The sequence below is a fragment of the Sphingomonas hankookensis genome, assembly GCF_001619955.1.
Lineage (GTDB): Bacteria > Pseudomonadota > Alphaproteobacteria > Sphingomonadales > Sphingomonadaceae > Sphingomonas > Sphingomonas hankookensis_A.
On sequence record NZ_LQQO01000002.1, the window covers coordinates 1 to 16,973 of the forward strand.

A 16,973-nucleotide genomic window follows, 5' to 3' on the forward strand; every position below is an offset into this window, starting at 1 on the left:
CTCTTGACCTGAGAACTCCCATGTGAGGGGCCGAACCCCTGGTCCGACCCCGCTCAAGCGTTTGGAAATAAAAGAAAACTACCCCGAAGCTCGCGCCAACGCCCGTTTCAGCTTCTCATGCGCCGCCTTCTTGATCTGGCAGATGCGCGCTGCGCCGACGCCCAGCACCTGCCCGATCTCCTCGAGGTTCAGTTCCTCGACATAATAAAGCTGGATCACCTGCGCCTCCCGCTCGGGCAGCGCGGCGATCGCGGCGATCAGCGTGCTCCGCAACTCACCCTCGGCCAGCGCCTCGAACGCGTCGGGGCCGTCGTCCATGAACCACGGCGCCTCGTCGGTATAGACGTCGTCGATCGAATCGAACTGCACCGACTGGACATCGGCATAATCGACCCGCAGCCGCCCCAGCGGCACGCCCAGCCGGTCGGCGATCTCCGCCGGCACCGGCGCGCGGCCCAGCTCCACCGTCAGGCTCGACACCGCCTTGGCATAGTCGCGCCGCCGCTTCATCGCCCCGCGGCTGATCGTCGCCTGTCGCCTGAGTTCGTCGATCATCGCCCCGCGCAGCCGGGTGGCGAGATACTGCTCGAACGTCACCGTGCCGCGATCCTCGAACATCGGCACCGCCTCGACCAGCGCGACGAGGCCGACCTGCACCAGGTCCTCGACATCGACCATCGTGCTCATGTGACCATGGACGTGCCACGCGATCCGGCGGACCAGCGGCAGGTGGCGGCGGACGATCGCGTCGCCGTCGTTCGGTTTCGCATGCCGGGTATAGACCGGCGTGCTCAGCTCGGGCTGGGGGAAGAAGGGGGCGTTCATGCTGCGATGGCCTCCGGGGCGCCGATGACGGCGACGACTTCGACTGCCTTGTCCTCGGGAACTTCGAAGAAGCTCATGACGGGGGTGTCGGGCAGGTAGGACTTGATCAGCTTGCGGATCGCGACGCGGATCGACGGCTGCACGACCAGCGCGAACGGCTTGGCCTCGGCCATCAGCGGCTGCGCAGCGTTGGTCAGCGCGTCGACGATGCGACGGCCCAGATCGGGTTCGATCGCGTGGCGGCGGCTGGGATCGTTCCGCATCGCCTGGCCCAGCAGCGCCTCCAGCTGCCCCTCGAGCGTCATCACCCGCAGCGGCTCGCGCACCCCGCACAGCTTCTGGATGATGAGGGCGCCCAGTTCCGGCCGGATCAGCTCGACGATCTCGTCGGCATCCTGCGTCCGCTGGGCGACCACGACGATCGCGGCGGCGATACGGCGGAATTCCTTGAGCGTGATATTCTCGGCCAGCAGCGCGCGCAGCACCTGCGTCAGCGTGGTGAGCGTCAGCGGGTTGGGGCACAAAGCCGCCACCAGATTGGCGGCACGGTCCTTGAGGCCGTCGAGCAGCGCCTGCACCTCGTCCGGACCCAGCAGCTCGGTCGCATTGACGGTCAGCACATGGTTCAGGTGCGTGGCGATGACGGTCCCGGCATCGACCACCAGATAGCCGGCACCCGTCGCTGCATCGGCGTCGCCCGGCTGGATCCACACCGCGTCCAATCCGAAGGTCGGGTCCTTGGCGGTTTTGCCGTTCAGCATGCCGACCGCCTGGCCCGTGTCGAGCGCCAGCATCTCGGTCGCCGACGCCATGTCCTCGCCGACGACCACGCCGCCGATCGAGATGCGATAGGTGTAGGGGGCGAGGTTGATATCGTCGCGCACCTTCACCTGCGGCACGACGAAGCCCAGTTCCTTGGACAGCTGGCGGCGGACCCCGGTGATCCGGCTCATCAGCGGCGCGCCCTTGCGCTCGTCGACCAGCGGCACCAGGCCATAGCCGATGTCGAGCATGATGTGGCAGGTGTCGGCCACTTCCTCCCAGCAGATCTTCGACAGGTCGGCTGCTTCGGGCAGCGCCTCGACCGGCGGCGGGGGCGGGGGGGCGTTCTTGATCTTGCCCAGTTTCCACGATGCGAAGCCCGCAATGCCGGCGGCGGGCGCCAGCACGAGGAACGGCATCCCCGGCAGCATCGCCAGCAGCCCCAGGATACCGGCGACCGGCGCCCAGGTGCGGTGCGACGCGAACTGCGTCCCGATCTGGCCGGCCAGATCCTGCGAAGACGTGGAGGTGACGCGGGTAACGATGGCGGCGGCGGCGATCGACAGCAGCAGCGAGGGGACCTGCGCGACCAGCGCGTCGCCGATCGCGAGCAGGACATAGGTCTGCGCCGCTTCGCCGACCGCCATCTGGTGGCTGACGACGCCGAGGATCAGGCCGCCGACGATGTTGATCGCGAGGATCAGCAGGCCGGCGACCGCGTCGCCCTTCACGAACTTCGACGAACCGTCCATCGCGCCGTAGAAATCGGCTTCGGCGCCGGTCTCGATCCGCTTGTTGCGGGCTTCGTCGGGGGTGATCAGGCCGGCGTTCAGGTCGGCGTCGATCGCCATCTGCTTGCCGGGCAGGGCGTCGAGGGTGAAGCGCGCCGAGACTTCGGACACGCGGCCCGCACCCTTGGTCACCACGATCATGTTGATGATGATCAGGATCGAGAAGACGAAGAGGCCGACGACATAGTCGCCACCGATCAGGAACGTCCCGAACGCCTCGATGACATGGCCCGCCGCCGCTTCGCCTTCATGCCCGTGCACCAGCACGACGCGGGTCGACGCGACGTTGAGGCCCAAGCGGAACAGCGTCGCGAACAGCAGCACGGTCGGGAAGGCGGAGAAGTCGAGCGGCTTCTGCGCATTCAATGCGACCATCAACACCGCGATCGAGATCATGATGTTCATGACGAAGAAGATGTCGAGCATGAACGCCGGGATCGGCACGACCATCAGCAGGACGAGCAGCAGGATCGCGGCGGGCAGCGCCGACCCGCGCATCGCGGGCAACAGGCTCTTGGGATTGCTCAGGATCGCCTGCATCACGCGTTACCCAGATTGGCGAGGATCGAATAGGCGAGGCGCGCCGATTCAGGGGTCGGGCGGTAGAGCGAGGCCATCTGCACCTGAGGCGTCGTCGCGTCGCCGCTGCGGCTGCGCACGACGTTCAGATTGGCCAGCGTCGTCGCCAGCCACGCCTCGTCATTGCCCTGCGCCTCGTTGCCGAGGATGACGTCGCCGTCGAAGCCGTTCATCATCACCGCCGGCTGCATCCGGTTGACCGGAAAGCCGCCCATCATGTCGCCCATGTCGACGCCGCTGCCGCCGCCGGCCCTCGCGCCGCGGTCCAGCTTGGTCGCCATCTTGTCATAGATTTCGGCGAGCGAGCGCGGCTGGCCGCCGGCGCCGTAGAAGATGGTCCGGTTCGCGCGGGCGGCGGCGGGGAACATGCCGGCGGCCGAACGGTCGGGATTGCTCTGCATCGTCGTCAGGAACTGGCGCGCACCGCCCAGCCCCAGGAAATGCGCCATGTACAGGTCGGTGCCGGTGGCGGAGCGGCCCAGCGCGGTCTCCAGCGCGGCCTTGTTGTCGGCGGCATGCTCTGCGGCCATCAGCGACGATGCCTGCGGGTCGTTGCGCAGGTTCAGGATCGCGCGGCGGGCGGCCGGATCGGCGACATAGTAACGGCCGTTGCTGCCCTGGCGGATGCTGTCGGATGCCCAGCCCATGCCGTGTTCGGCGCCATGTGCCTTCACCACGCCCAGCCAGCTTTGTTCGACGAACTGGTACAGCCCGGTGGCCGACGACGTCCCGGCACGCGCATTGGCCTGCAGGCCGCTTTCGACCTGCGCCTGGCCCAGCAGGTAATTGAAATCGACACCGGTCCGCGCGCTCGCCTTCGCGATCGCGCTATGGACATAGGATCGGGCTTCTACCGGAACGACACTCATCGGGCTGTACTTCGCTTCCCCTGTTCAGGAGCGAGAAAAGCAAGCGGCGTGCCAGTTTGGGATCGGGTGCGCAGTCAGGCTCGCCACGAGCGTCATCCCGGCGAAGGCTGGGATCTCCCGGTTGCAGCGCGGGACAGGAACCGCAGCAGACCCCAGCCTGCGCTGGGGTCACGCTTTGGAGAGCGGGAACGAACCTACCGATACGCCGCCGCAGCCATGCGCTGCGGGGTGCCGGCAATTCCCGGCCGGTAGGCCGGCAAACCGCCGCCGGCCAGCTGGTCGATCCGCCGGCGGACATTGGCCGCCATCAGGTTGACGTAGATGCGGGCGGTCTCGTTCAGCCGCTGCGCCTCGCGCGCCAGCGTCTCCAGCTCGGCGTCGAGCGGCAGGTCGTCATTGGCGGCGACCGCCTCGATCCCCTGCAATTTCATTGCGGTGGCGGTCTCCAGCGCGATGATGTCGTTGGCCTGCAACGCCGCGATCTCGGCATGCAGGCTGTCGATGATCTGGATCAGCGCATCACGCCGGTTCATTGCTGTTCCAATCGAGTTTCAGGGCGATGAGCCGGTCGGCGATGGTGGCGGGCGACAGGGGGAAGCGTCCTTCGGAAATCGCCTTGCGGATCGTCGCGACGCGGTCGGTATCGACCGGCGGCGACGACGCCATCGCCTGCGCGGTGGTCCCGCCGGACAGCAGCGCCACGCCGCTCTTGGGCGCGCCCGTATCCTGCGGCGCTTGTGCCGTTTCCGTGCGTGCCTGCCCCTCGGTCCGCGCGACACCGCGCCCACCGATCGACGTAACCAGCCTTGATCCGACAGAATCCACCATGTCCCCGTCCTTCACGAACTGCTGACATGAGGAGAAACGGCGGCACCGGCGACTTCTTTAGCAAAAATTACTGGGGGGTTATTTTTTCGGATTTCATGGGGGCGGGAACGCCCACCGGTCCGCATTTGAGCCGTACCCCCGCGCAGGCGGGGGTCGAACGACGGCCTGCGCCTGCCGCCCTGGGCCCCCGCCTGCGCGGGGGTACGATGCGGATTGGGCAGACGTATCGGCTCAGCCTACCCTGTAAAACCCGGCAGCGCCGCCCGGCCCGATTCCAGCGCGATCGCCTGGATCGGCGGCCTGGCCGGATCGACCTTCACCATCAACCGACCGCCGACCGGGGCATCGCCCATCGCCACGCCGTCACGCGTGATCGAGAAGCCGGGTGCGCCGGCCTCGACCATGATCGGGTCGCCCCGGCGGATGACCGGTTCGGGCTTGGCGGCGACGACCGCGACCGGCGCTGCCGCCGGGCGTTCGGGGGCGACGCGGGTCATCCGGCGGACCGGCACATAGACTTTCCACGCCGGCGCCATGCAGCTGATGACCACCGCATCCTGCCGGTCGGACAGCCAGCCGAATTGCGGCATGGCACAGCGCGCGAGCTTCAGGCGCGGATCGACGGGCATCTGCGCGCCGCCGTCCATGCCGATGCTGGCACCGGTGAACTGCACCACCGCCTCGTCGAGCTGGGCGGTCGATTGAAAGGTCTGCGCGGTGGCAGGGACCGCGATCAGCATCGCGGCGAACAGGCTGTGGCGAATCATTTCGTCTCTGCTCCATCGGCAGGGGCGGCAAGCGGCGCTTGCCGGTCGGCAACGGCTTGCCGCTCACCGGCAAAGCCCAGATCGATGAATACGCCCCGCCCGCCGGTTCCCGGCGGTGCGAAGGCGATTTGCGCGGGCGTCGCCGCGCCTTCGCGCACCAGCAGCGCGGCGACGGCGCGCGCGCGGTCGGTGGCGAGGATCGCGGCGCTGCCGGTCGTCGGGTCGACGTCCTTGCCGGCTTCGGGGCCGTCGGTCCCGCCGGTCAGCGTGACGGCGATGCGCCGGTCGGCGGCGGCACCGCGCACGAACTCGACGCTGTTGGCGCTGCCGGCGGGCAGGGCGGCCGATCCGGGCGCAAAGCCTTCGATCACCGCGCGTTCCACTGTCATCGGGATCGGTTCGGCATCGAATCCGGCGCGGATGCCGGCAGTCAGCGCGCGTTTGTCGACGGCCTGCGCCGCCTGCAGGAACACGAAGAACCCGACCAGCAGCAGCGACAGGTCGGCCAAGGTGGTCAGCCATAGCGGGCGACCGGGGGCGGGGTCGAAACGTTGGATTCTCATTCTGCGGCCTCCCGGAATTGTGGTCGCTCCCGCCTGGCGAGCGCGACCAGAGGTGCCTCGAAACGGGCACGTTCGAATGCTTCGGCGCGACCCAGCCGGCGCAGCCGTCCGGCGATCGGCATGCCGACCAGCGCGGCCAGCACCGCGCCGTATAGGGTGGACAGCAACGCGACGGCCATCGCCTGCCCGATCGCGGTCGGATCGGTCATCGCCATGAACATCCGCACCAGGCCGACCAGCGTACCGATCATGCCCAGCGCGGGGGCCAGTTCGGCCACCGCCGTCCACATGTCGGCGGCGGCGAGGTGCCGTTCGGCGCGTGCCTCGTTGCGGTGGCGCAGCGTCGCCGCCACGCCGTCGGGGCCGACGCCGTCGACGATCGCGGCGATGGCGTCGGCGATGTCGGGATCGGTGATCCGCGACCGGTCGAGCGTCATCACGCCATGCCGCTTGGCGATGCGGCCCAGCGCGGCAATCTGGCCCAGTCCTTCCTCGGCCGAAAAGGGCTTGCGGCCCAGCGTGCCGAGCGCGCGGATCGCGCGGGCAAGATCGGCCGGCGGCGTGCGGATCAGCAGCGCGACGAAGGTGCCGCCGACCACGAAGGCGGCGGCGACCGGATCGGCATAGGGGGCGAACATGGATGCGTCCATGGCCGCTTCCCTGCAAACACGGTGCCAGTTTTCGTGCCGGCAATGGCTTGCCGGATGCGGTTGCCGCTTGCCGGTCGGCGGCGGCAAAAGCGGCAATTGGACCATGGGTGGCGGGTTTCGCGAAAACTGGCACGCCCTTTGCTGTGTTTCCGTGTGACGCGCATCCGGCGCGCCGATTTGGGAACCGTCCGATGGCCGACAATGCTCTGTTCGGGATACACGGCGCCGCGCTGCAGGTGCGGGCGCAGCGCATGGGTATGCTCGCATCGAACATCGCCAATGCCTCGACGCCCGGCTTCAAGGCGAAGGACGTCGACTTCCGCGCGGCGCTGGCCGGCGCGCAGCAGAGCGGCAATGTCGACCGCTCGATCGACAGCAACACGCTCTACCGCCGTCCGCTCCAGCCTTCGCTCGACGGAAACACCGTCGAACTGGTCACCGAACAGACCGCCTTCGCCGAAAACGCGGTCGCGTATCAGACGACGCTCGCGTTCCTGAACGGCCGCATTTCCACCATCACCCGCGCGCTGAAGGGCGAGTAAACAAATGCCCCAACCCATGAGCATTTTCGAAGTCTCCGGCCGCGCCATGTCCGCGCAGCTGGTGCGGATGAACACCACCGCCTCGAACCTCGCCAATGCCGGTGCGGTCTCGAAGACTGAGGCTGGCGCCTATCGCACGATGAAGCCGGTGTTCCGCACCACTTTCGATGCCGCCAGCGGCCTCGCCACGGTCGATGCGGCGCAGGTCGTGACGGCGGGCGAGGCGCCGGCCAAGCGCCACGATCCCGGCAACCCGCTGGCCGATGCCGAAGGCAATGTGTGGGAAGCCGCCGTCGATGAACCGCGCGAGCTGGTCGACATGCTCGATGCCGCCCGCACCTATCAGAACAATGTCGAGGTGATGTCGACCGCCAAGTCGCTCATCACCGAAACGCTGCGCCTGGGACGCTGATCATGACCACCACCGCCATCCAGAACATCCCGACGGTAAAGGGCGCGAACGACGCCGCGGCGAAGGCGAAACTGGGCCAGCGCTCGCTGGGCCAGGACGATTTCCTGCGGCTGATGACCGCACAGCTGCAATATCAGGACCCGTTCAACCCGACCGACAACGGCCAGATGGTCGCGCAGATGGCGCAGATGTCGTCGCTGTCGGGCATTACCGAAATGAGTTCGACCCTGAAGACGCTGTCCGCCCGCCTGGCCGGCAGCGGTGCGAGCGACGCGGTGTCGTGGATCGGCAAGGCCGTCCTGACCGACAGCGCGACCGCCACCGCCGATACCAAGGGCAATGTCACCGGTGCGGTCGAGCTCGATGGCGACGCCGCGCAGGTGAAGGTCGAGATTCGCGATGCCAACGGCAATCTCGCCCGTGCCGTGTCGCTGGGTGCGCAGCCTACCGGCATGGTCGATTACCAGTGGGACGGAAAGACCGAGGACGGCAGCGCCGCCGGCGCCGGCCCCTACACGATCAGCGTCGCGGCCAGCGATGCCAGCGGACAGGTGGTGAAGGCTCGCAACCTTGCCTGGGCCGGGGTCTCCTCCGTCATGCCCAATGGCGGAAAACCGATGCTGACGCTGTCCGACGGTCAGCAGGTGCTGGCCGATACCGTTCGCAAGATCGCCTGAAATTCCAACCCTTTCATCTGAATTTTCGCAGGAGCAAATCCCATGTCCTTCTACACTTCGCTCTCCGGTCTGAAGGCTTCGCAGGTCGACATGGCGTCGATCTCGCACAACCTCGCCAACGTCGGCACCACCGGCTTCAAGAAGAGCCGCGCCGAATTCGCCGACGTGATCGCGTCCAACCTGTCGGTCGCGCCGACGCAAATGGTCGGGTCGGGTACCGTGGTGAAGGGCAACCGCCAGCAGTTCGGCGAAGGCAACCTCGTCCAGTCGTCCTCGTCGCTCGACATCGCGATCGCCGGCGACGGCTTCTTCGCGCTGAAGCCCGATCCCACGAAGGACGGCCTGACCTTCACCCGCAACGGCTCGCTGCGCGTCGATTCGAACCAGTTCGTCACCGATGCGCAGGGCGCGCGGCTGCAGGTCTATCCGGTCGACGGGTCGGGCAACGTCGTGTCGACCACCCGCGATTCGCTGGCCGACCTCGTGTTGTTCGAAACCTCGGGCAAGCCGACCGGCACCGAGGATGTGAAGCTCGGCCTCAACATGAACGCCCGCTCGGTCAAGCCGACGACGACCCCGTTCAACCGCTTCGATTCGACCAGCTACAACGAAGCGGTGACCACGACCGTCTATGACGGCGCCGGCAACCCGATGACCATGACCACCTATATGGTCCGCACCACCGCGCCGCAGGCGGACCCGACCGATCTGTCGAGCACCTGGGAAGCCTATAGCTTCGTCGGCGACAAGGCGATGGAAGTGGGCGGCACGCCTGCGACCGGCACGACCCCGGCGGTGCCGGGAACGCAGGCGGTGACGATCACCTTCGATGCCACCGGCAAGTTCACCACCCCGGTCGCGACGACCTTCGACTCGTTCATGCCGGCCAGCGGCGTGGCGCAGCAGCAGATCAAGCTGACCTTCCCGACCACCACCGTCGCGACGACCAAGCCGTTCAAGCTGGAAACGCAGCAGCAGGACGGCGTCGCCGTCGGCCGGTTGCAGGGCGTGACGATTAACGAAAAAGGTATCGTCACCGCCAGCTATTCGAACGGCGATACCAAGGCGCTGGGCCAGGTCGCGATCGTCAACTTCTCGAACTCGGCCGGTCTGCGCCAGATGGGCAACAGCAACTGGCAGGCGACCGGCCTGTCGGGCGACCCCAGCTTCGCCAGCTCGGGCGAAAACGGCGCGGGTTCGCTGATGTCGGGCATGATCGAAGGGTCGAACGTCGACATCACCGAGGAACTGGTCAGCCTGATCGCCGCACAGCGCAACTTCCAGGCGAACTCGAAGGCGCTCGACACCTCGAACCAGATCACGCGGTCGATCCTCGATCTGCGTGCGTAATAAGGCTGTTTGAAAACGCGCGAAAGAGCGCGTTTTGAGGCGGCACCAGCCCGCTCCCCCACCCGACCACCCATCGAGGATACCGTGTGGGTGGCCGGGTGGGGGAGCGGGCTGGTGCCGCAAAATGCGTCTCGACGCATTTTCGAACAGGCATAACCCATGAAACTGGCATGACCCTTGCTGTGTAGCGAGGGTCATACTTGGGAGGTTTCGATGGACCGGCTGGTCTATACCGCAATGTCGGGGTTGCGCGGCCACATGGCGTCGCAGGCGACGATCGCGAACAACATCGCGAACGCCTCGACCATCGGGTATCGCGCGGACAAGGTCGATTTCGAACAGTTGTTGCTGAAGGGCAAGAACGGCGAACTCGAATCCCGCTCGCCCTCGTCAGAGGAAGTGCGCGACATGGACCGGCGGGCCGGCGCGATCCTCGCGACCGGCCGCCCGCTCGACATCGCGATGGAAGGCGACAGCTGGATGGCGGTGCAGGCGCTGGACGGCACCGAAGCCTATACCCGCCGCGGCGACCTGCAGGTTTCTGCCGCCGGCACGCTGGAAACCGGCGATCGCTTGCCGGTCATGGGCGCGACCGGGCCGATCACCGTGCCGCCCTACCAGGCGATTTCCGTCACCGCCGATGGCCGGGTGATGATCGTGCCGCAGGGCGCACCCGCCGGCACGCCGGACCAGGAAATCGGCCAGATCAAGCTGGCGAGCACGGCGGGCAGCCAGACGGTCAAGGGTATCGACAATCTGCTGCACGTCCGCGGCGGCGGCGTCCTGCCCGGCGACATGACCGCCAAGGTCCGTTCGGGTTCGCTCGAACAGTCGAACGTCAACATGACGCAGGCGCTGGTCGACATGATCGAGAACCAGCGGTCGTACGAAGTGCAGGCGGGCATGCTGAAGCAGGCGAAGGAGATGGATGAATCCTCCGCCAACCTGATGCGCGTCCAGAGTTAAGGAGAAGACACGATGGCCAATGCCGCACTCCATATCGCCCGCACCGGGCTGGACGCGCAGGACACGCGCATGCGTGTCATCTCGAACAACCTGGCGAACGTCAACACGACCGGGTTCAAGCGCGACCGCGCCTCGTTCGAGGCGCTGAGCTACCAGATCGTGACTGCACAGGGCGCCGCCTCGACCGCGGAATCGCGCTATGCCACCGGCCTGAACCTCGGCACCGGCGTCAAGATCCAGGGCACCGCCAGCATCCAGACGCAGGGATCGCTGTCGTCGACCGGCAACACGCTCGACATGGCACTCGAAGGCGACGGCTTCTTCCAGGTGCAGCTGCCCGGCGGCCAGCTCGGCTATACCCGCGCCGGCAATTTCAGCCGCTCGCCAGAGGGCATGCTGGTCACGACCGAGGGTTATCAGGTGATGCCCGGCATCACCCTGCCCGAGGGGGCGACCTCGATCACCATTGGCGGTGACGGCACGGTCAGCGCGACGATCCCGAACCAGACCGAAGCGACGCCGATCGGCCAGATCCAGGTGTCGACCTTCGCCAATCCGGCCGGTTTGCAGCCGATCGGCGACAATTTCCTGATCGAAACCGGTGCATCGGGTGCGGTGCAGACCGGCGTCGCCGGCCTCGATGGCCGGGCTCGCATCCGCCAGGGGATGCTGGAGGGTTCGAACGTCAACGTCGTCGAGGAACTCGTCGACATGATCGAGACGCAGCGCGCCTATGAGGTCAATTCGAAGATGATCTCGGCCACCGACGAGATGCTGAAATATGTCAACCAGAACATCTGAAGCCGTGCGCAGCCTCGCGCTCGCCGCGGTCGTGCTGGCGGCAATGCCGGCAACCGCCCGCCCCCTGTTCGGCAGGAAATTGCCGCCCGAGGATTATTCGGCATCGCGCCCCGCGCCGCCGGTGGCCACGGTCGTCGCGACCGGTGCGATCTTTCAGGCGGATCAGGGCTATGCCGCCCTGTACGAAGGCTGGCGCGCCAAGAAGGTCGGCGACCCGCTGACGATCGTGCTGGTCGAACGCACCAGCGCGTCCAAGTCGGCCGGTTCGAAGCTGGACAGCGGCGGCGGCTTCGGCATCACGCCGCCATCGGTCGGGCCGCTGTCGTTCGACCCGAACATCGCGTCGGCATCGGGCAAGCGCAACTTCAACGGCGGCGGATCGGCCGACCAGACGAACGCGCTGTCGGGCGAACTGTCGGTGACGATCGCCGAAGTCTATCCTAACGGCACGATGCTGGTGCAGGGCCGCAAGCAGGTGACGCTCAATCGCGGGGACGAATTCGTCGCGATCAGGGGCATCGTCCGCATGGCCGATGTCGATGCCAACAACCGCGTGCCGTCGACCCGCGTCGCCGATGCCCGCATTTCCTACACCGGCAAGGGCGATGTCGCCCGCGCCAGCCGGCAGGGGTGGCTCAGCCGCTTCTTCCAGGTCGTCAGCCCGTTCTAGGACAGCCCATGCGCCTCCTATTCGCCATCCTCGCCGCCGCCTTCCTGATGGTCCAGCCCGCTTCGGCGGAACGGGTCAAGGACCTCGGCCGCTTCCAGGGCATCCGGTCCAACCAGCTGACCGGCTATGGCATCGTCGTCGGGCTTCCCGGCACCGGTGACGACAATCTCGAATACACCGTACAGTCGGTGAAGGCGATCACGTCGCGCATGGGGCTGCAACTGCCGCAGGGGATCAACCCGGGGCTGAAGAATGCCGCGGTGGTGATGATCACCGCCGAACTGCCCGCCTTCGCCAAGCCCGGCCAGCGGATCGACGTCACCGTCGCCTCGATGGGCAAGGCCAAGTCGCTACGCGGCGGTGCGCTGGTGATGACCCCGCTGATGGGTGCCGACGGGCAGATTTATGCGATGGCGCAGGGCAATCTCGCGGTCGGCGGTCTGGGTGCCGAAGGCGCCGACGGGTCGAAGATCGTAGTCAACATCCCCTCGACCGGTCGCATCCCCGACGGGGCGACGGTCGAACGCACGGTCGACACTGGCTTCGCCACCGCGCCGACGCTGACCTTCAACCTGGCGCAGGCCGACTTCACGACGGCGCAGAATGTCGCGAGCGCGATCAACCGCCGCTTCGGCGCCGGCACCGCGACCGCGATCGACGCGGTATCGGTGGCGATGCGCGCGGCGCCGGGTGCCGATACCCGGTCGATGCTGATGAGCGAGGTCGAGAATCTTCCGGTCCAGCCGGCCGAAACGGCGGCACGCGTCATCGTCAACGCCCGTACCGGGACGATCGTCATCAGCTCTGCAGTCCGGCTGGCGCCATCCGCGGTCACGCATGGCAAGCTGACCGTGAAGATCGACGAGAACCAGCGCGTCAGCCAGCCCGCGCCGCTGAGCCAGGGTCAGACCGCGCTCGAACAGAAGAGCGGTGTGACCGTCGAGCAGGAAGTCAAGCCGATGTTCCTGCTGGCACCCGGACCGCAGCTCGCCGACGTCGTGAAGGCGATCAACGCGATCGGCGCGTCGCCGGCCGATCTGGTCGCGATCCTCGAGGCGCTCAAGGAGTCGGGTGCCCTGAAGGCCGAGCTGGTGGTCCTGTGAGCGTGATCGGCGCGACGACCGGCATCGGGGTCGACACCAGCCGCCTGGGCACCGACAGGAACCTGAAGGCCGCAGGCGAACGGTTCGAAGCGGTCTTCACCGGCATGATGCTGAAATCCATGCGGCAGGCGAAGCTCGCCGACGGCCTGTTCGAGAACAAGGCCGGTACCCAGTTCCGCGACATGTGGGACCAGAAGCTCGCCGAGAACATGGCGGTGACGACGCCGATGGGGATCGGGAAGGCGATGACCGAGTTTCTCGCGAAGGCAAACAAGGTTACCGAGGCGGATACCGTCAATTCGACGCAAGCCGCACCGCAATCTGCCGTTAACCCCTCTGAAGGGAAGAGCGGATGAGCGACCTGCTGTCGATCGGGGCGAGCGGCGTCAGGGCCTATCAGTCGGCGCTGACCACCACGTCGGATAACATCGCGAACGCCGGCACCCCCGGCTATGTGCGCCGCACGACCACGCTCGCCGAAATCGGCGTGGGGTCGTCGGTGCAGCTGACCGGCAGCGGCGTGACCGTTGCCGGCATCGCGCGTTCCGCCGATGCCTTCCGATCGGCGGATGTCCGCCAGACGACCTCCGACGTGTCGCGCAGCGATGGCGGCATCGTATGGATGGAACGGATCGAGGATGCGCTGGGCAGCCGCGCGCTGACCACGCGCATGACCTCGTTCTTCAACGCCGCGACGACCCTGTCGTCCGACCCCTCGGCCGATGCACCGCGCCAGGCGATGATGGAGGAGGCCGAAAGCGTCGCTCAGTCCTTTTCCGGCACGATCAAGGCGCTGGACGATGCGGCGACCAATCTCGACGCGATGGCCGGCAACGTCGCCGAAAAGCTTTCGAACAACGCCGCCGCCCTTGCCCGCATCAACGACGGGCTGGCACGCGTCGCGCGCGGATCGGTCGGCGAGGCGCAGCTGCTCGACCAGCGCGACCGGACGCTCGACGAAATGAGCGAGATGATCGACATCGACGTCCAGTTCGATCCGGTCGGCCGCGTCACCGTCCGCGCGGGGGCGGGGGATACCCCGCCACTGGTCCACGGCATCCAGGCATCGACCGTGCGGGTGTGGCGTGACGACGACAGCGGCGTGCCGGTCTTTGCCGCGATGCGCGACGGGAAGGAAACCGTGCTCAGCCCGCGCGGCGGAACGACGGCCGGCATGATCGACGGTGCGCAGCGTATCAAGGAAATGCGCGCCGACGTCCGCGACCTCGCGCAGAAGTTCGTCGATGGCGTGAACGGCGCGCTGACCCAGGGCGAGGACCTCAAGGGCAATACCGGCGACGCCAACAAGATGTTCGCCATCGACGCGGATGGCCGCGTCACTCTGGCGTTCGACGATGCGAGCAGGATCGCGGCGGCACGGGTCGGCAAGGGGCCGCGCGACAGCGGCAACCTGGGCATATTGGCCGAGGCACGGCGCGCGGGTGCCTGGGAAACGCAGCTGGTCGCGTTGCAGTCGAGCAACGGGTCGGCGCTGGCCGCGCGCAAGACCGTGGCGGAGGCGCAGGGGTCGATCCGCGATTCCGCGATCGATGCCCGCGACATGTCGGCGGGCGTCAATCTCGATCAGGAAGCGGTCAACCTGATGAAGTTCCAGCAGGCGTACCAGGCGTCCAGCCGCGTGATCCAGGTCGCGCGCGAGACGCTCGATGCGATTCTCGCGATCCGATAGGACGTAGCATGCAGATCTCCACCGCCAGCTTCTATAACCGCTCCGCCGCGCAGATGTCGCGGCTGAACGCCGATCTGAACCGCTATACGAGCGAACTGGCGACGAAGAAGCTGAACGTCGCGTCGCAGGATTCGACCGCGTGGATGATGCTGGGCGGCATCAAGAAGGACGAGGCGGACGCGACGGCCTTTCGCGCCAACATTACCCTGTCGCGCGGCTTGCTGGCACAGGCCGACACGGCGCTCGGCAATGTCGACGACCGGCTGGTCCGCGTCCGCGAACTGGCGACCCGGGCCGGCACCGAAACGCTGAACGATGCCGATCGTATGTCGATCGCGACCGAACTGGGCCAGCTGCGCGAAGGGCTGCTGGCGCTTTCCAACACGCGCGACGTGCGCGGCCATGCGATTTTCGGCGGCCTGGGCGACGTCGCCTTTGCCAAGGATGCCGACGGCGCGATCAAATATACCGGCATCGATGCGACCGGCGCGACGGTGGTCGATGTCGAATCGACGGCGCAGATCCGCATCGGCGACGCCAGCCAGATCCAGGTCGGCATCGATGGCAGCCGCGTCTTCGGCGGCGCGACCGGCGCGACCGACATCTTCAAGCTGATCGACGACCTGAAGGCGGCGATGGAAATGCCGCTGACCGCCGCCGCCGCCGAAGCCGCCGGATCGACCGGGACGGGTGGGGCCGGCGGCACGACCGGCGGGACGGGTGGCACGGCCGGAGGTACGGGCGGCACGGCCGGAGGTACGGGCGGCACCGGTGGTACGACCGGAGGTGCCGGTACGACCGACCCCGCTACCCCCGTACCGTTCGACGCGGAGGCCGCGCGCAGCAAATATGCGCTGGCGATCAGCTCGGCACTGAACAAGCTCGATTCGGCCGAGGCGCAGGTCACCGCCGCCCGCGCCGCCAACGGCGCCCGCGCGGCGCGGCTGGAGATCGAATCGACTCAGCTGGAAACGGTCGGCATCGACCGCGAAGAGGCGCGCAGCTCGCTGGAGGACGTCGATATCGCGACGATGACGGTGCAGTTCCAGAAGACGCTGACGATCCTCAACGCGACCCAGGCGACCATCTCGAAGCTCGCGAACCTGTCGCTCTTCAACTATCTGAAGTGACCGATTTGCGCCGTGCGACCCCTGAATTCGGGCACGGTAACGATTTCTCGACGTCTCTCGCGCAAAAGGGGTTTCGTATGACGCGCCGCGACCGGCGGGGCGCCATTTAGTAACCCAGGGGCAAGCGCCATATGTTTCCGGCCATCGGCTTCGTCGTCCTTATCGCCATGGTGTTCGGCGGGTTCGCCTTCACCGGCGGTTCGCTCGGTCCCGTGCTGCACGCCCTGCCGCACGAAATGCTCATCATCGGCGGTGCGGCGGTCGGCGCGCTCATCATCGGCAATTCGGGCCGTGAGCTGAAGGGCATGGGCAGCGGCTTCATGAAGGTGCTGAAGGGGCCCAAATACAAGAAGCAGGATTATCTCGACGCGATCTTCCTGGTGTCCAAGCTGATGAAGATGCTGCGCGCCGAAGGGCCGATCGCGCTGGAACCGCATGTCGAGGACCCGAAATCGTCGTCGGTGTTCAGCGAATATCCGCGGCTGATGAAGGACCATACGCTCATCAACCTGATCGCCGACACGCTGCGCCTGATCGTCGTATCGTCGGGCACGCTGGACGTGCACGCTGTCGAGGAGGTCATGGACAACGCCATCAAGACCCACCATCACGAGGAACAGGGCCCGCAGGCGACGCTGCAGGGGCTGGCCGACGCGCTGCCCGCACTCGGCATCGTCGCCGCCGTGCTGGGCGTGGTGAAGACGATGGGGTCGATCGACAAGCCGCCCTCGATCCTGGGCGGCATGATCGGGTCGGCGCTGGTCGGCACCTTCCTCGGGATTCTGCTCGCTTATGGTCTGGTCGGGCCGCTGGCCGGCCGGTTGCAGCAGGTGATCGATGCCGACGCCGCCATCTATCACACCGTCAAGCAGATCATCATCGCCTCGCTCCACGGCCATCCGCAGCCGCTGGTGATCGAAGCGGCGCGCTCGGGCATTCCGCACCACAACCAGCCGGGGTTCGCCGAAGTCTTTGACGGCCTGCGCGGGCGTTGATCC

The 16,973-nt window shown here is 67.0% G+C and carries 20 protein-coding genes; 12 read left to right on the top strand and 8 right to left on the bottom strand.

From position 1 onward, the window contains the following. Positions 1-78: 78 nt before the first annotated feature. The 8 genes from fliA to AVT10_RS02780 form a co-directional block, all read right to left on the bottom strand. The gene (gene fliA, locus AVT10_RS02745) at positions 79-825 is read right to left on the bottom strand and encodes an RNA polymerase sigma factor FliA (protein ID WP_066688139.1); all 747 of its coding nucleotides are present in this window, start codon (positions 823-825) and stop codon (positions 79-81) included. Further along, entirely contained in the window at positions 822-2,918 is a 2,097-nt protein-coding gene (gene flhA / locus AVT10_RS02750; RefSeq protein WP_198158486.1) for a flagellar biosynthesis protein FlhA, read from the bottom strand. The genes fliA and flhA overlap by 4 nt, the downstream gene beginning before the upstream one ends. Next, positions 2,918-3,826: a flagellar biosynthesis protein FlgJ gene (locus AVT10_RS02755; protein ID WP_066688141.1), complete on the bottom strand. Its 909-nt coding sequence runs from the start codon at positions 3,824-3,826 to the stop codon at positions 2,918-2,920. Before AVT10_RS02755 ends, flhA begins: the two co-directional genes overlap by 1 nt. 194 nt (positions 3,827-4,020) lie before the next feature. Next, complete coding sequence (locus tag AVT10_RS02760) at positions 4,021-4,359, bottom strand: hypothetical protein (RefSeq protein ID WP_066688143.1); 339 nt, start codon at positions 4,357-4,359, stop codon at positions 4,021-4,023. After that, positions 4,346-4,654, bottom strand: a complete 309-nt coding sequence (gene flgM / locus AVT10_RS02765; protein WP_066688144.1) for a flagellar biosynthesis anti-sigma factor FlgM — start codon at positions 4,652-4,654, stop codon at positions 4,346-4,348. The genes AVT10_RS02760 and flgM overlap by 14 nt, the downstream gene beginning before the upstream one ends. Before the next feature lie 236 nt (positions 4,655-4,890). Next, positions 4,891-5,421 (bottom strand): hypothetical protein, encoded by a 531-nt coding sequence (locus AVT10_RS02770; RefSeq protein WP_066688146.1) that lies wholly within the window; start codon positions 5,419-5,421, stop codon positions 4,891-4,893. Beyond that, positions 5,418-5,984 (bottom strand): hypothetical protein, encoded by a 567-nt coding sequence (locus AVT10_RS02775; protein WP_066688148.1) that lies wholly within the window; start codon positions 5,982-5,984, stop codon positions 5,418-5,420. The genes AVT10_RS02770 and AVT10_RS02775 overlap by 4 nt, the downstream gene beginning before the upstream one ends. Then, positions 5,981-6,634, bottom strand: a complete 654-nt coding sequence (locus AVT10_RS02780; RefSeq protein WP_232307849.1) for a motility protein A — start codon at positions 6,632-6,634, stop codon at positions 5,981-5,983. The genes AVT10_RS02775 and AVT10_RS02780 overlap by 4 nt, the downstream gene beginning before the upstream one ends. 191 nt (positions 6,635-6,825) lie before the next feature. Here AVT10_RS02780 and flgB point away from each other — a divergent pair, with 191 nt between their 5' ends. The 12 genes from flgB to motA all read left to right on the top strand — a co-directional run bounded on the left by flgB (position 6,826) and on the right by motA (position 16,970). Then, positions 6,826-7,176, top strand: coding sequence for a flagellar basal body rod protein FlgB (gene flgB, locus AVT10_RS02785; RefSeq protein WP_066688150.1), 351 nt, complete (start codon positions 6,826-6,828; stop codon positions 7,174-7,176). Between the two features lie 4 nt (positions 7,177-7,180). After that, positions 7,181-7,588, top strand: coding sequence for a flagellar basal body rod protein FlgC (gene flgC, locus AVT10_RS02790; RefSeq protein ID WP_066688151.1), 408 nt, complete (start codon positions 7,181-7,183; stop codon positions 7,586-7,588). A 2-nt stretch (positions 7,589-7,590) separates the two neighbouring features. Next, complete coding sequence (locus AVT10_RS02795; protein WP_066688152.1) at positions 7,591-8,265, top strand: flagellar hook assembly protein FlgD; 675 nt, start codon at positions 7,591-7,593, stop codon at positions 8,263-8,265. A gap of 42 nt (positions 8,266-8,307) precedes the next feature. After that, on the top strand, positions 8,308-9,615 hold the full coding sequence (locus AVT10_RS02800; protein WP_066688153.1) for a flagellar hook protein FlgE: 1,308 nt from the start codon (positions 8,308-8,310) through the stop codon (positions 9,613-9,615). Between the two features lie 213 nt (positions 9,616-9,828). Next, positions 9,829-10,581, top strand: coding sequence for a flagellar basal body rod protein FlgF (locus AVT10_RS02805; protein WP_066688154.1), 753 nt, complete (start codon positions 9,829-9,831; stop codon positions 10,579-10,581). Positions 10,582-10,593: 12 nt separating this feature from the next. Beyond that, positions 10,594-11,382 (top strand): flagellar basal-body rod protein FlgG, encoded by a 789-nt coding sequence (gene flgG / locus AVT10_RS02810; protein ID WP_066688155.1) that lies wholly within the window; start codon positions 10,594-10,596, stop codon positions 11,380-11,382. After that, positions 11,363-12,052, top strand: a complete 690-nt coding sequence (locus AVT10_RS02815; RefSeq protein ID WP_084401264.1) for a flagellar basal body L-ring protein FlgH — start codon at positions 11,363-11,365, stop codon at positions 12,050-12,052. The genes flgG and AVT10_RS02815 overlap by 20 nt, the downstream gene beginning before the upstream one ends. 8 nt (positions 12,053-12,060) lie before the next feature. Continuing rightward, on the top strand, positions 12,061-13,155 hold the full coding sequence (locus tag AVT10_RS02820; protein ID WP_066688156.1) for a flagellar basal body P-ring protein FlgI: 1,095 nt from the start codon (positions 12,061-12,063) through the stop codon (positions 13,153-13,155). 2 nt (positions 13,156-13,157) lie between these two features. Further along, complete coding sequence (locus tag AVT10_RS02825) at positions 13,158-13,511, top strand: rod-binding protein (protein WP_232307850.1); 354 nt, start codon at positions 13,158-13,160, stop codon at positions 13,509-13,511. Continuing rightward, positions 13,508-14,845: a flagellar hook-associated protein FlgK gene (flgK, locus tag AVT10_RS02830; RefSeq protein WP_066688163.1), complete on the top strand. Its 1,338-nt coding sequence runs from the start codon at positions 13,508-13,510 to the stop codon at positions 14,843-14,845. Before AVT10_RS02825 ends, flgK begins: the two co-directional genes overlap by 4 nt. Positions 14,846-14,853: 8 nt before the next feature. Then, entirely contained in the window at positions 14,854-15,975 is a 1,122-nt protein-coding gene (locus AVT10_RS02835) for a flagellin N-terminal helical domain-containing protein (protein ID WP_066688165.1), read from the top strand. 131 nt (positions 15,976-16,106) lie between these two features. Then, positions 16,107-16,970, top strand: a complete 864-nt coding sequence (motA, locus tag AVT10_RS02840) for a flagellar motor stator protein MotA (protein ID WP_066688170.1) — start codon at positions 16,107-16,109, stop codon at positions 16,968-16,970. Positions 16,971-16,973: the final 3 nt, after the last annotated feature.

Bases quoted from the DNA above. Each gene is read 5' to 3' on its own strand.
- AVT10_RS02755 (WP_066688141.1), bottom strand. From the start codon at position 3,826: ATGAGTGTCGTTCCGGTAGAAGCCCGATCCTATGTCCATAGCGCGATC.
- AVT10_RS02795 (WP_066688152.1), top strand. From the start codon at position 7,591: ATGACCACCACCGCCATCCAGAACATCCCGACGGTAAAGGGCGCGAAC.
- AVT10_RS02815 (WP_084401264.1), top strand. From the start codon at position 11,363: ATGTCAACCAGAACATCTGAAGCCGTGCGCAGCCTCGCGCTCGCCGCG.
- flgB (WP_066688150.1), top strand. From the start codon at position 6,826: ATGGCCGACAATGCTCTGTTCGGGATACACGGCGCCGCGCTGCAGGTG.
- fliA (WP_066688139.1), bottom strand. From the start codon at position 825: ATGAACGCCCCCTTCTTCCCCCAGCCCGAGCTGAGCACGCCGGTCTAT.
- AVT10_RS02835 (WP_066688165.1), top strand. From the start codon at position 14,854: ATGCAGATCTCCACCGCCAGCTTCTATAACCGCTCCGCCGCGCAGATG.
- flgM (WP_066688144.1), bottom strand. From the start codon at position 4,654: ATGGTGGATTCTGTCGGATCAAGGCTGGTTACGTCGATCGGTGGGCGC.
- AVT10_RS02760 (WP_066688143.1), bottom strand. From the start codon at position 4,359: ATGAACCGGCGTGATGCGCTGATCCAGATCATCGACAGCCTGCATGCC.
- AVT10_RS02820 (WP_066688156.1), top strand. From the start codon at position 12,061: ATGCGCCTCCTATTCGCCATCCTCGCCGCCGCCTTCCTGATGGTCCAG.
- AVT10_RS02800 (WP_066688153.1), top strand. From the start codon at position 8,308: ATGTCCTTCTACACTTCGCTCTCCGGTCTGAAGGCTTCGCAGGTCGAC.
- AVT10_RS02775 (WP_066688148.1), bottom strand. From the start codon at position 5,984: ATGAGAATCCAACGTTTCGACCCCGCCCCCGGTCGCCCGCTATGGCTG.
- flgK (WP_066688163.1), top strand. From the start codon at position 13,508: ATGAGCGACCTGCTGTCGATCGGGGCGAGCGGCGTCAGGGCCTATCAG.
- AVT10_RS02770 (WP_066688146.1), bottom strand. From the start codon at position 5,421: ATGATTCGCCACAGCCTGTTCGCCGCGATGCTGATCGCGGTCCCTGCC.
- motA (WP_066688170.1), top strand. From the start codon at position 16,107: ATGTTTCCGGCCATCGGCTTCGTCGTCCTTATCGCCATGGTGTTCGGC.
- flhA (WP_198158486.1), bottom strand. From the start codon at position 2,918: ATGCAGGCGATCCTGAGCAATCCCAAGAGCCTGTTGCCCGCGATGCGC.
- flgC (WP_066688151.1), top strand. From the start codon at position 7,181: ATGCCCCAACCCATGAGCATTTTCGAAGTCTCCGGCCGCGCCATGTCC.
- flgG (WP_066688155.1), top strand. From the start codon at position 10,594: ATGGCCAATGCCGCACTCCATATCGCCCGCACCGGGCTGGACGCGCAG.
- AVT10_RS02805 (WP_066688154.1), top strand. From the start codon at position 9,829: ATGGACCGGCTGGTCTATACCGCAATGTCGGGGTTGCGCGGCCACATG.
- AVT10_RS02780 (WP_232307849.1), bottom strand. From the start codon at position 6,634: ATGGACGCATCCATGTTCGCCCCCTATGCCGATCCGGTCGCCGCCGCC.